The organism is Undibacterium sp. SXout7W, from assembly GCF_049339385.1.
GTDB lineage: Bacteria > Pseudomonadota > Gammaproteobacteria > Burkholderiales > Burkholderiaceae_D > Undibacterium.
Genome location: NZ_JBMPPF010000011.1, coordinates 84,724 through 98,050 on the forward strand (window position 1 = coordinate 84,724; position 13,327 = coordinate 98,050).

10 protein-coding genes are annotated in these 13,327 nt (G+C 47.8%); 6 read left to right on the forward strand and 4 right to left on the reverse strand.

Annotated features, from left to right (window positions below):
• Positions 1-7: 7 nt before the first annotated feature.
• Complete coding sequence (locus ACO0LB_RS12060) at positions 8-460, reverse strand: Hsp20 family protein (RefSeq protein ID WP_423049343.1); 453 nt, start codon at positions 458-460, stop codon at positions 8-10.
• A 250-nt stretch (positions 461-710) separates the two neighbouring features.
• Between ACO0LB_RS12060 and ACO0LB_RS12065 the strand changes: the two genes are divergently transcribed.
• Positions 711-1,262, forward strand: coding sequence for a thymidine kinase (locus ACO0LB_RS12065; protein WP_423049344.1), 552 nt, complete (start codon positions 711-713; stop codon positions 1,260-1,262).
• 186 nt (positions 1,263-1,448) lie between these two features.
• On the forward strand, positions 1,449-1,883 hold the full coding sequence (locus tag ACO0LB_RS12070; RefSeq protein ID WP_423049345.1) for a hypothetical protein: 435 nt from the start codon (positions 1,449-1,451) through the stop codon (positions 1,881-1,883).
• A gap of 137 nt (positions 1,884-2,020) precedes the next feature.
• Here the strand turns inward: ACO0LB_RS12070 and ACO0LB_RS12075 are convergent, their stop codons facing one another.
• Positions 2,021-3,655 (reverse strand): cytochrome C, encoded by a 1,635-nt coding sequence (locus tag ACO0LB_RS12075; protein WP_423049346.1) that lies wholly within the window; start codon positions 3,653-3,655, stop codon positions 2,021-2,023.
• 289 nt (positions 3,656-3,944) lie between these two features.
• On the opposite strand from ACO0LB_RS12075, the gene ACO0LB_RS12080 reads away from it, so the two are divergent.
• The gene (locus tag ACO0LB_RS12080) at positions 3,945-5,432 is read left to right on the forward strand and encodes an ATP-binding protein (RefSeq protein WP_423049347.1); all 1,488 of its coding nucleotides are present in this window, start codon (positions 3,945-3,947) and stop codon (positions 5,430-5,432) included.
• A 51-nt stretch (positions 5,433-5,483) separates the two neighbouring features.
• Complete coding sequence (locus ACO0LB_RS12085; RefSeq protein WP_423049348.1) at positions 5,484-6,236, forward strand: response regulator; 753 nt, start codon at positions 5,484-5,486, stop codon at positions 6,234-6,236.
• 55 nt (positions 6,237-6,291) lie between these two features.
• On the opposite strand, the gene ACO0LB_RS12090 is transcribed toward ACO0LB_RS12085, so the two are convergent.
• Positions 6,292-8,415 (reverse strand): EAL domain-containing protein, encoded by a 2,124-nt coding sequence (locus tag ACO0LB_RS12090; protein WP_423049349.1) that lies wholly within the window; start codon positions 8,413-8,415, stop codon positions 6,292-6,294.
• Between the two features lie 13 nt (positions 8,416-8,428).
• A complete protein-coding gene (locus ACO0LB_RS12095; RefSeq protein ID WP_423049350.1) occupies positions 8,429-9,838 on the reverse strand; it encodes a sensor histidine kinase in 1,410 nt (469 codons plus the stop codon).
• 383 nt (positions 9,839-10,221) lie between these two features.
• Between ACO0LB_RS12095 and rlmF the strand changes: the two genes are divergently transcribed.
• Positions 10,222-11,235, forward strand: a complete 1,014-nt coding sequence (gene rlmF / locus ACO0LB_RS12100; protein ID WP_423049351.1) for a 23S rRNA (adenine(1618)-N(6))-methyltransferase RlmF — start codon at positions 10,222-10,224, stop codon at positions 11,233-11,235.
• Positions 11,236-11,538: 303 nt separating this feature from the next.
• A complete protein-coding gene (locus ACO0LB_RS12105; protein WP_423049352.1) occupies positions 11,539-12,783 on the forward strand; it encodes a nitronate monooxygenase in 1,245 nt (414 codons plus the stop codon).
• Positions 12,784-13,327: the final 544 nt, after the last annotated feature.

Genomic DNA, 13,327 nt, shown 5'->3' on the forward strand with positions numbered 1-13,327 from the left:
ATAAAAATCATGCTGCCTGACGTTGTACCAGTTGCAGGTTATCGCCTTCGATCAGGATGCGACGTGGTTTGTAGGCCTCCGGAATTTCACGGACCAGTTCGATATTCAGCAAACCGTTATCCATCCGCGCACTAATGACTTTGACATGATCCGCCAGACGGAAACGATGTTCAAAATCACGTGCAGCGATGCCTCTGTGCAGGAAGTTACGTTGTGATTCTTCTTTCGTCTTACGACCGATGACTTTCAATGTATCGCGCTCACTTTCGATCTCAATTTCGCTACGATCAAAACCGGCGACCGCCATGGTGATGCAGTACTTATCTTCTGCAATCAATTCAATGTTGTAGGGTGGATAGCTCGGTGTAGATTCTGTACGTTGGGCATCGTCGAACAATTGCGCAAGACGGTCAAATCCAATCGCAGAGCGGTACAGTGGGGCAAAGTCAAATTGACGCATGATGATATCCTTTTCATTGAAGCGATATAAAAATAAAGAGTTGAAAGCATTTCAACCTGTTTTTTGCAGACCTCAGATTGAGCATCTGCTGATTCCAAGATAAGGTGAGGCGGATGCTTTTCAAGAGAAAATCGGTAAAAATTTTTATGCATCTACGTCGAAAAAAATACCCAAAGAATATAATGACGCTCTCTTGAAATTGATGTATTTCGTCATCAATTAAGGCAATTTTTTTGATAAAGGGCATCTCATGGCTAAGCTTTATTTCCGATATTCAGCGATGAATGCAGGTAAATCCACGGCACTGTTGCAGGTCGCACATAACTACGAGGAACAGGGCCAGCAAGTGCAGTTATATACGGCTGCGATTGATCATCGTTACGGTCTTGGGAAAGTTACTTCACGCCTTGGACCTCAGCGTGAGGCTGACATTTTTGATGGCACATATAATTTTCTGACCGAGGCGAAGCAGGTCAACTGCGTACTGGTAGATGAGGCGCAATTTCTTTCTGCAGTACAGGTGCAGCAGTTACATCAACTGGCACATGTACGTGGCGTACCGGTTATTTGTTACGGTTTACGCAGTGATTTTCTGGGTGAGCCTTTCGTCGGCTCCAGCTATTTGCTGACACTGGCGGACGATATTGAAGAATTAAAAAACATCTGCACGTGCGGCAAAAAAGCGACGATGAATATTCGTGTGGATGCCGATGGAAAACGCTTAAAAAGTGGTGCGCAAATTGACATCGGTGGCAACGAGCGTTATCACCATGTATGTGGTCGCTGCTTTTATGCTGACTGATACTGATACTGATACCGATCTTGGCCTTCATCCTTATCGGTGAAATGGTGTGGTCTGCAAATACATCACTGAAAAAGCCAAGTAACAATTCGCTACACTTTCGATGTCAACACAATGTATCCGGACTGCGTTTTAGACATACGTAGAAATTGTCTGCGCTAAATAAATAAAGACAGGATACATACCATGAACAAGCTGATCGCCACTCTCGTTGCTGCTACCTTTGCTATGGGTACAGCGTTCGCTCAAACTGGAGCACCGTCTGCAAAACCGTTAGCAGCAGTAGCGCCGGTCGCAGCCTCTGCAGCAGCAAGTACTGCAGCGACGACTGCAGTTGCCACACCTGCAGCAAGTGCAAAAGCCCATGCTGACCATGCGGCAAAAGCTGCCAGCGCCGTCTCTGCATCTGCCACAGCAACACAGGATAGCGCAATGCCCATGAAACATGCCGGAGAAAAAATGGGCCATAAAATGGAACATCAATCCGAGCATAAGGGTGAACATAAAGCTGAACACATGGCTGAACATAAAGCGAAACATCAGATGAAACAAGGCAGTGAGCAAGCTGCATCTGCAAAAGAAGAAGTGAAAACAGCGACGCCTGCAGCACCCGCAAAATAATCCGTACCAGGCAGATAACATCTGCCTTACGATAGGCTGAGCTGCAAACAAGGACTGGATTTTCTCATTTTTTATTTTCTCTGTTTGAAAATAAAAATGATGTCATCCGGTCCTTTTTTTATGATCGATTTCCCTTACTATAAGGCCTTCAGGAATGCCGTCATATCTGCGATTTCCTGCGGAGTCAAACCTATTGCAAAGCGCTTGTCATAAAATTTCACAACATCAGTCAGGTCAACGATGGAGCCATTGTGAAAATACGGTGAGCGCGCTTCTATGCCACGCAGACTTGGCACTTTGAAGCGTCCTATATCACTCCACTTACCCGTTGTCATTGCCGCACCAGGATCTGTTGTCTGCACCACTTCTCCTGTCGTTTTATTTTTGAGTGTATATAAAGGCAGATCGGCGGTGCGTAATGCCACATCGGATACGCCCGTATTGAACAAACGCGGTATCGAATGTGATCCGACATTTGGTACGCTATGACAGCTGGTGCATGTGCCGCGCTGTAAAGGGACTCTGAGTTCATCATTGAAGCCATTGACGCGCACGATATTAAACGGCCGGTTATTGAACAATTGTTCACCACGTGCAATCGACGCCCTCGCTTGATCCTGCGCACTCGGCGCTGGCACTGCCACTCTTACCGGAATAGGTGGATTTGGAGGTGCAGGTCTATCCAGCCCACGCCAGGAAGCAAATAATGACATCACATTTCTATTGAAAGGCGCAGAGGTTTTGTAGTCTCCGTCTTGCACATCATTGATACCAAAATAATAGTCATTCTTTGATAACTCTTGCGGCCCACCTTTCGCACCCAGGTCATTCAGATTACCGGCATCTTTGCTGATCATTTGTGTGGTGAACAGGGTTTTCTCGAAATCAACAATGGATCGTTGCTCGTTGCTTGTCAGACCTTGTGCCGCTTGTGCGTGCCCTGTTACTGCACTGACAGATTGATGCAACAAATCGGTATCTATCGTAGCGAAGCAACGCAGTGGACGACTACCAGTAATACACACATTGGACTTTGCATCTGTGAATGTTTCGCGTCCGTCCCACATCACTGTGCTCAAAAACTTCAGATTGGTGGTCGGCATAGGTCGCCGGAATAAAGATAATTCCTTCGCTGTGGCGAAGCGATAAGGATCATCGATTTTATCGAGTGTAAATTCTGCCTCTGTCGGCACGCCTAATCCGACACGGATCAACCCTTTGCTCAATAACATGCTATACGCAAGACGTTTCTGATCAAGCGTCGTTGCGACAGCGACAGGAGAATTAGCGCCATCATTCAGGTTAAACAAAGGGTCATTACCATTCGTCACATTGAAGCGCTCTTGCACTAACGCCGGGCGCAGGCTCCAACCCTGAGTCTCCTGATGGCAGGTGGCGCAGCTGCGACCGTTGCCAAAAGGTTTAAAAAAGGGATTGCTTCTGTCAATACTGCCGGTCGTACTAAAAGTCAGCGCACTGCCTTCTTCGTTAGGTTGCAACACGGGAATAGTCACATCAGCAGATGCCGGCGCAGACGCGGGAGGCAACGGCTCTGCATCTGAAATCAATAAGCTGCTTCCCACAATAATCGGGGGAGCTGCCGGTGTGTTTATGGTTTTGTCTGCAACCATGTCGCTGCTACCTCCACAGGCACTCAATAGCAGTAAAGCAGCACATGACAAGCCATTATTCATCTTACTCACCTTGCCAAGCTTGCTGATCGTCGCAACGGTGCTGGTCGTAAAATCAGATTTTTTATATGATGCAAACATGAGAGCCTCCTGTGTCCGGTACTGGAATCTGCATCAGAGCAGTTCTGATGACGTTGCCAGAATGCATCACAATTATGGAGAAAGGATGGAGGAGCTTATTTTTTCTGTCATCATTTTTTGAATTCAGGGGACTGATGCAACATTGTCCCGGCAAAGCCAGACAAGCAATAGCATCTTCACAATGTCTCCATGATTGAAGTGTAATATCGCTGACATGATTGGCGTGAAGATCGCCGCTGAATTATTCTAACAAGGTATTCGCCGCTCATTTTTGACAGGAAAAACAACTATGCGACTGACCATCGCAAGCAAGATAGCGCTGGCGATCACCACTGTGGCCATGCTCAGTATCGGCACCATGGCCTGGATTACCAGTCAGAATTTAAAAAGCGGCTTTATCACCTATCTGAGCGAACTCGAGGCACAGGATCTGGAACGTCTGAGCAAACTACTCGCAGAAGATTATCGTCGTCATGGCAGCTTTGAACGGTTTCAACATAATCGTCGCCCGATGCGTGATCTGCTGGATCAGTTGCGGGAGCCACCACGCCCCGGGTCGGATCGTGATCAGCCACCTCCGCCGCCTATGCGTCCAAGACTACGCCAGGCCACGAATGGGTCTGAATATGAGCCAACACAAGAACACCCCCCTCCACCACCAGATGCGCCACCTGAACAACGACCGCCATTAGATCCGACTCGCTTTGGTCAGCGTATTTCGCTGATTGATCGTGATGGTCATGCACTGATAGGCCCCGCAGATGCACCGGGCGGCACCATCCGTCCTATCATGCTGGATCAACAGCAAATCGGCACTCTGCGACTGGCGCCTCTGCGGCAAATTTCCAATGCCAGTGGGATTGATTTTGTCAGCCTGCAAATTCGCCATACGCTATGGCTGGCAACGCTACTGATCGTCATCAGCATTATTTTTTCATTCTGGTTAGCGCGGCATCTGTTACGTCCGGTTGCGTCATTGCACAGAGTGACGGAACGCATTTCCCGTGGCCAGTTTCAGGCGCGAATAGTCAGTGTCCGGCAGGATGAACTGGGTGATCTCGCGCGACATATCAATGCGATGGCAATAACCTTGCAAGAAAACGAAGCTCAGCGCAGCAAAATGCTGGCCGATATCTCACACGAACTACGCACGCCACTGACCGTCATTCTGGGAGAAATTGAGGCTCTGCTAGACGGAATCAGAACCGCAACGCCAGCTGCACTGGAATCACTGCATGCGGAAGTGCTGCGTCTGAACAAACTGGTTGATGATATCCGCCAACTCACCCTCGCCGATAGTGGCGGTCTGCATTATCAGAGACAAACAATGGATATCGGCGAACTGCTGCGTGACATACTGCGACGCTATCAGGCACGGATTGAGGCTGCGGGATTGTCACTCAGGAGCCAGCTACCTGAAAGCTCACTGTTAATACATGGCGATGCCGGTAGATTGACACAGGTTATTTCTAATTTACTGGAAAACAGTATCCGCTATACCGACGCCGGAGGACGCATACACTGTGACGTCAGCACTAAAGGTAAATTCGTACAAATCAGTATCGAAGACAGTTTGCCCGGCGTGCCGCCTCATGCTCATGCGATGCTATTTGACCGGCTGTACAGAGTTGATCCTGCGCGCAGCCGCGAATGTGGTGGCAGTGGCTTGGGGCTTTCCATTTGTAAGGCGTTGGTGGAGGCGCATGATGGGAGAATTGATGCCATGTCATCTTCTTTGGGCGGCGTAAAAATTCAGATTCGTTTGCCATTGGTCTGACTATTTTGAGTATCATCAAATATCTGCCTTACTCAATGTCCGGAAAAAATAATGACCTCAGCACAGATTTTAATTATTGAAGACGATGTGAAGATTGCGGCATTGTTGAGCGATTATTTTATTGCCAGCGGCTATCAGGTTACACACCAAAGCACAGGTTGGAGTGGGCTGGAGGCCATCCGTAGCAATGCTCCCGATCTGGTATTGCTGGATTTGATGTTACCCGAACTTGATGGTATTGAAGTCTGCCGACAGACCAGATTATTCAGTCAGGTACCCATCATCATGCTGACTGCCAGAGTCGATGAAGTAGATCGTTTATTAGGGCTGGAGGTAGGTGCAGATGATTACGTCTGCAAACCTTTCAGTCCACGTGAAGTCGTCGCCAGAGCCAAGGTACATCTACGGCGTAGCGGTATGCTGAAAGCACCAGAAACATTGCCGCGCTGTCGTGTAGACAGGAACCAGATGTGTATTTTTCTCGATGGTATTGCATTGAATCTGACACCGGTCGAATTCCGTTTATTGGCAGAGCTGATCACCTGCCCAGAAAGAGTATTTTCACGACAACAGCTACTTGATTTTGCCCACGAAGATCAACGTGATGTGAACGACAGGACAGTGGATTCACATATCAAAAACATCCGGCGTAAGTTGCAGCAACAACTGCCGGATCAGGAATATCTGCATTCCGTATATGGTGTCGGTTATCGATTTGAAATGCCAAATATAGTGACTACAGTGACGAACGAAAGATCAAACGCTATGCACAAAGAAACACCTAAAACATCAGCAAGTGAGTGAGCCAACTCAGTTAGCCAACTGAATAAGATAACTGAGCAAGTCAACACACAGCCTTTTACTTTAGCGGCGCCGGATAAGCGACACCATAGCCTTGCGCATAATCAACGCCGATCGCTCTGAGTTTTTCAAGAATAGCGTCATTTTCTGCAAACTCTGCAATCGTCTTCATTCCCATCACATGACCAATATCATGTATGGCAGCAACCAGTGCTGCATCAATATGATCCCGTGCAATGTCTTTCACAAAGCAGCCATCTATTTTCAGATAATCGACCGGTAAATGCTTCAGATACGCAAATGAGGACATACCACTGCCAAAATCATCCAGTGCGAAATGACAACCTTTGTTTTTTAAGGCACCGATAAAAGCGCTGGCATTGAGTAAACTGGCAATCGCTGCCGTTTCCGTCACTTCAAAACAAATACTGTCAGGACGTACGCCGGAGGCCTGCATTTCAGTCATGATGAAACTTAGCGCTGTATCATCATTCATCGTTCCGCCCGAGAGATTAATCGAAAATAAAATACTTTTTCCGGGTGGCAGACTGGCAATGTAAGCGAATGCATTACGTATCACCCAGCGGTCTACCGCTGTCATTAATCCATAGCGTTCGGCGGCAGGAACAAAGGCCATCGGTGGAATAATTTTTCCATCTTCACCGACTAGTCTCAGTAAAATCTCAGCATGCTCATCGAATGACGATGCGCTACCCAGCGAAATAATTTTTTGCCCATATAGTACGAACCGGCTCTGTTCAATCGCGCTGAAAATCCGCGTATACCAATCCATTTCACCATGGCGTTTACTGAGCTCATGATCATCGGCCTGATAGACGTAAATCCGGTTACGGCCAAGGTCTTTTGCGGCATAGCATGCAGTATCTGCTGTGCTCATGATTTCAGTCGAGGTGACAAAATCAGCACCGAGACCACCGAAGCTGACCAAGCCTATACTAACGCTGATCGGGAAAGTTTTTTCGGTCCAGACGAAATGAAAATCCGCAATAATATTTCTGAGATTTTCTGCAATCTGTGTTGCCACATAAGGAGGACAGGATTCCAATAAAACACCAAACTCATCTCCACCAAGACGAGCCAAGGTATCATTGGCCCGCAATGCCAATCGCAATAAGCCAGAAATTTGCCGCAACAATTCATCACCAGCGCTATGGCCGCAAGTGTCATTCACAATTTTGAACTGATCCAGATCAAGATAGGCAAGTGCGTGCTGCTGCCCTAACTGTTGGGCATTTTGTATCGCCGCCTCCAGTCGCCTTTCAAAGTCACTACGGTTCACTAATCCAGTCAGAGAGTCATGGGTCGCCTGATAGGTCATTTCTTCAGCCAGACGACGCGCATCACTCACATCATGAAACACCAGAACCGCACCAATAATAAGGTCATTACGATCGCGCATCGGTGCAGCAGAATTTTCAATCGAATAGACACTACCCTGTTTACTGATCAAGGCGCTGTTATGGGCTAGTCCCGAAATTTCGCCAGTGCGCAATACCTGCTCAACAGGAGATAAGGCTGATTGCCGGGTTTCTTCATTGATCAGTACCAAAACTCTGGAAACGGGCTGGCCACAGGCTTCTGTCAGAGTCCAGCCTGTCATTTGTTCGGCCACTGGATTCAGATACGTAATATTACCCTGAAAATCGGTAGTAATGACACCATCACCGATCGAATTCAGTGTCACTTCCAATCGCTGTTTTTCTTCAAATAATTCACCTGCACGGATTTCCAGCTCACGCTTGGCCACCTCCATTACCGCATAGGCACGGGCCAACTGTTCTTCGCTATGTACCAGACGGGTTTCTACCTGATGGCGCTCCATCGCCATCTGTATCGTGGCATGTAATTCACGCTCAGAAAAAGGCTTGATCAGATAGCCATAGGGTTTGGTTGCCCTGGCACGTTCCAAGGTTTTTTCTTCAGAATACGCTGTCAGATAAATCACTGGCGCCAGTATCTTGGCTGCGGTATCTATGCCGTCAATATCACCGGCGATATTAATATCCATCAACACAATATCAGGACAAACGTCATGCACCGCACGCAATGCCTGATCATGTGTCGCTGCAACGCGTGGAACATCATATCCAAGACGAATCAAGCGCCGTTGTAAATCCAGCGCAACGATACTTTCGTCTTCAACTATCAGGACTCTTGCCATGAGTATGTCCTTTTCAATGATCTGAGATCGGAAAATCCACCAGAAATTGTGTGGGATGACGGCGCTGTATCTGCAGGCTGCCATTCATTTGTTGCGACAGTAAATGCACCAGCCGCAAACCCAGCGTATCAATCTGATCAAAATCCAGCGTATCTGGGATGCCAACTCCGGTATCGCTGACGATCAGCTGCACTCTGTCGTTTTCTGCATATGACAGAGTGACGCTGATATCACCTGTCTGTCTGGCGGGAAACGCATGCTTGAGTGAATTCGTAATCAACTCGTTGATCAATAATCCACATGGAATCGCTGAATTGATCGGTAAATGCACGTCACTGGCATCCAGATGCAGTTGCAGATTGCCCGTATCAATACCAAAAGAAGTGACAATCGTTGGTACCAGTGCTTCCAGAAACGAAGAAAAATTCACACTCGCAAAATCATTCGACTGATACAGCGTCTGATGAATCAATGCCATTGACTGTATGCGGTTCTGACTGTCCATCAGCATCCCGCGCACCGCTTCGTCGTTCATTTGTCCCGCCTGTAAATTCAACAGACTTTGCACAATTTGCAGGTTATTTTTAACACGGTGATGAATTTCCCCGAGCAACAAATCTTTTTCTTTTAAAGCAGACTGAATTTTTTCTTCTTTTTGTTTGCGATCAGAGATATCGACAATGGATGATAAGACCATCAGACCATCTTCCGTATCAATCGGGTTCAGGCCAATTTCTATTGGAAACTCAGTACCATCTTTGCGGCGACCAAATAATTCCCGGCCAGCCCCCATAGGACGTGACTGTGGATGTTCAAAAAACATGGCACGTTTTTCTGGATGAGCATGCCGGAAACGCTCCGGCACCAGCATTTCCATTGGTTGCCCCAGCATTTCTGCCCGTGCATATTCAAATACCTGCTCGGCCTGAGCATTCACCATTTCTATACGGCCACCAGCGTTAATCATGACCATCGCATTCGGAGCAGACTCCACTACGCGGCGGAAACGCTCTTCTAATTGCTGATGGCCGGTCATATCTTTAGTGACTTTGGCATAGCCGCGCACGACGCCGTTAGTATCCCGTAATGCGGTGATGGTCACATTTCCCCAAAAGCGGGAACCATCCTTGCGCTGACGCCAGCCTTGCTGCTGGTAGCGACCTGATTGTGCAGCATGATTTAATTCGTTGTGTGGGAGATCGGCAGCAATGGCATCTGGTGTGTAGAGCACAGAAAAATGCTGTCCGAGGATTTCGTCTTTGCTGTATCCCTTCAGATGTTCGGCGCCAAGATTCCAGCTGCGGACATAGCCTTCCTCATCCAGCATGTAGACAGCATATTCATCAATACTGTCAACCAGAAGTCGGAACCAATAATCATCAGATAAGTTCCATTCCGAAGAATGATCTTGATTGTCAGCCATGTCATACCGCCCGTTAAAGGAAGTGATGTATTGATTTTAACATTGATCTCGTCGCTGTTCTGGCTACTTGTAAAACAAGTGGTGGGAATCGTAAAAGTGGTAAAAATGATGCGAGAACGGATATGACTTTATATAAAAATGATGCCAGTGACTGACACAAAACTGAACTCGCAAGGTAGGAATCGAGGCCAATATAACGATACGATATAGTCATGAACATCTGACCGCGACAGCGGCACCGGAATATTTTTACGCTCGCGGCGGGAAACTCATCCAGTCGACGATACGTCAGTCGACATACGGCGAGATGCCGTTATGGTTAAAATAGCGTTGCCAGTACGCAGTCGTAGCGCGTTCAGATGCCTCCATCTCATTAGCCATCCATGTCCAGACCTGATTTCACCGCTAAAAAAAATAATAGACACCCGCCCGCCATCCCAAATAAAGACGACGGAAAATTACTGCATCCACGCAATAAACACCGCGCCAGATATGACTTTGCGCGCTTACTCGGTGCAGAACCTGCACTACAGGTTCACATACAACAAACGCCTGTGGGCGAAACAACGATCAATTTCAGTCATCCTGATGCAGTCAGACTCCTGAATCGCGCCATTCTGCTTGAGAGCTACGGCATACAGAAGTGGGATATTCCGGCACACAATCTGTGTCCGGCAGTACCGGGGCGTATTGATTATCTGCACTATCTGGCTGATGTGCTGGCGGCTTCTCATGGCGGCAAGCCCCCCTCAGGAAGCAATATACGGGCGTTGGATATCGGCACCGGTGCCAGTTGTATTTATCCGCTGCTGGGAAGCAGCGAGTTTGGCTGGCAGTTTGTCGCTTCCGACATCAATCCGGCATCCCTGGCACATGCACAAACGATTCTGGATGCCAATCCCGTGTTGGGACAACGCATAGAATTACGTCTGCAAACGGACTCAGATTCAATTCTGAAAGGCATTATCGGTCCCGATGACTGGTTTGATGTGAGTCTGTGTAATCCGCCTTTTCATGCATCCGCGGCAGAGGCACAGGCAGGAAGCCAGCGGAAATGGCAAAATCTGGGGAAACCGGATAATAAAGCAGAGAGCACATTGAATTTCAGCGGACATGATGCAGAACTCTGGTGTCCAGGTGGAGAGCAGTCATTTATTGAGCGCATGATTCAAGAAAGCGCTCTCATGCCGACACGTTGCTTTTGGTATACAACGCTGGTATCCCGATCAGCGAGCCTGCCGGCAATTCATGCAGCGCTTCGTCGTGTCAAAGTGCAGCAACAGCAAACAATCACCATGCGACAGGGCAATAAGGAAAGCCGACTGGTTGCATGGACATTTCTGAGTCCCGCGCAACAAAGTGCCTGGGCGAAATTACGCTGGTCAACCCGCAGCTGAATGCCGTAGCAGGGAAAGCGACCATAAACAGAAAACGGAAGGAAATAGTGGCGAAGTAGCAGGAAAACGGTGCACAAACCTCAAAACAGGTTAAAACAAGATGTAAATAGTTCAATACGGCAAATTTTCCTGAAAAGAAAGCGATTCTCTTGCTGTAGCACAATCAGATTCTTTCCAAAGCAGCTACAGCGTGGCTTACAATCTCGTTCGTCGCAATTCGAGATGAGAACCTGACTCTGCAACGCCGATTCGCTGCTCATACTCATGAATGTTGGTTTTAAGCAAAATGTGTCAAGGATAACAATGAAACGTGTAGATGATTTCCGCCTGCATTTGGGCAAAGATGAACTGGTTCCCATCATGATCGGTGGTATGGGCGTTGATATTTCGACTGCGGAATTGGCACTGGAAGCAGCCCGCCTTGGCGGTATCGGACACATTTCCGATGCGATGGTGCAGGACGTCTCTGATCGTCGCTTTGATACCAGCTTTGTCAAAGAAAAAACGCGCCTCTACAAATACAATATCGACAATTCTGACAAAACACAGATCAAGTTCAATCTGGATCAATTGGCAGAAGCCACCAGACTGCATGTTGGCAAAACCATGGAAGCCAAACGTGGCAGTGGTATGATTTTTGTCAATTGCATGGAAAAACTGACCATGAACGCCCCGCGTGAAACGCTGAAGGTGCGTCTGGAATCGTCACTCGATGCCGGCATTGACGGGATTACCATGAGTGCGGGTCTGCATCTGGGCTCATTTGGCCTGATCGCCGATCATCCGCGTTTCCGTGATGCCAAGCTGGGTATCATTGTCTCGTCTGTCCGGGCACTACAATTGTTTTTGCGTAAAAACGCCAAACTCAATCGTCTGCCAGACTACGTTGTGGTTGAAGGCCCGCTCGCAGGTGGCCATCTGGGCTTTGGCCCGGACTGGGCAGAATATGACCTGCAAACAATCATCACAGAAATCGTACAGTACCTGAAGGCAGAAAATCTGGATATTCCCCTGATCGCTGCAGGCGGTATTTTTACTGGCAGTGATGCAGTGTCTTTCCTGGAAAATGGTTCTGCCGGTGTTCAGGTGGCGACCCGCTTTACCGTCACCAATGAATGCGGCTTGCCAGCCAAGGTCAAGCAAGAGTATTTCAAAGCCAGCGAAAGTGATATTGAAGTCAATAATATCTCCCCGACGGGCTACCCTATGCGGATGTTAAAAAATACGCCGGCAATCGGTGATGGCATCCGGCCTGGTTGTGAGTCTTATGGCTATTTGCTCGATGGCAATGGCAACTGCGCTTATATTGCTTCATATAACCGCGAAGTTGCTGCACATCCTAATGACAAAAAAATCTCTGTCATGGACAAGACTTGCCTGTGTACGCACATGCGTAATTTCAATTGCTGGACATGCGGCCAGACCACTTATCGTCTCAAGGATACGACCAGAAAACTTCCGGATGGTAGCTATCAACTACTGACAGCGGAACATGTTTTCCGTGACTATCAATTCAGCGTGGATCATCAGATCGCTCTGCCGGACTAATTCGTACTTCACGTTCACACAGAGCCGGACATCATCATGCCCGGCTCTGTAGTTTCAGATACTACCTGCATGGCACCGTCACTGGTGATAGCAGCAACCAGCCGACCGTGATTTTCGCTATTGGCGCACCCTCGGCATCTCGCCACCTCTCCCGTTATCAGACGCATCCGCTTCGCTGACTGGCGATTGCAAGACCGGACAGTCTTTGTTTTTTACGCAGTCAGTCTGGAAATAAGATTGGATAATCAAATTTGATGCTCAGCCATCACGATTCAGCCTGCATGACACAAGTACGTTGAGCATGTTGAATCACCCAAACGCGCAACATGTTCGCTAGTGTATCTTCACAAGATTTTTGTCAGAAAATTGACCTATGGCGACGCCACCGAAGTGTGCAATGCACCAAAAACAGTTTTTTTATTTGCCGTGCATTAGTGCAATAAATTTCCAATAGGAAATAATTAAGCAGATTTTCAAGTGTATTCAGAGAAATAACCCACATTATCCTCATTTCGTTCATGGCACGAATCATGCTGCATTGCAC

Bases quoted from the DNA above. Each gene is read 5' to 3' on its own strand.
- ACO0LB_RS12065 (WP_423049344.1), top strand. From the start codon at position 711: ATGGCTAAGCTTTATTTCCGATATTCAGCGATGAATGCAGGTAAATCC.
- ACO0LB_RS12075 (WP_423049346.1), bottom strand. From the start codon at position 3,655: ATGTTTGCATCATATAAAAAATCTGATTTTACGACCAGCACCGTTGCG.
- ACO0LB_RS12095 (WP_423049350.1), bottom strand. From the start codon at position 9,838: ATGGCTGACAATCAAGATCATTCTTCGGAATGGAACTTATCTGATGAT.
- ACO0LB_RS12060 (WP_423049343.1), bottom strand. From the start codon at position 460: ATGCGTCAATTTGACTTTGCCCCACTGTACCGCTCTGCGATTGGATTT.
- ACO0LB_RS12085 (WP_423049348.1), top strand. From the start codon at position 5,484: ATGACCTCAGCACAGATTTTAATTATTGAAGACGATGTGAAGATTGCG.
- ACO0LB_RS12080 (WP_423049347.1), top strand. From the start codon at position 3,945: ATGCGACTGACCATCGCAAGCAAGATAGCGCTGGCGATCACCACTGTG.
- ACO0LB_RS12105 (WP_423049352.1), top strand. From the start codon at position 11,539: ATGAAACGTGTAGATGATTTCCGCCTGCATTTGGGCAAAGATGAACTG.
- ACO0LB_RS12090 (WP_423049349.1), bottom strand. From the start codon at position 8,415: ATGGCAAGAGTCCTGATAGTTGAAGACGAAAGTATCGTTGCGCTGGAT.
- rlmF (WP_423049351.1), top strand. From the start codon at position 10,222: ATGTCCAGACCTGATTTCACCGCTAAAAAAAATAATAGACACCCGCCC.
- ACO0LB_RS12070 (WP_423049345.1), top strand. From the start codon at position 1,449: ATGAACAAGCTGATCGCCACTCTCGTTGCTGCTACCTTTGCTATGGGT.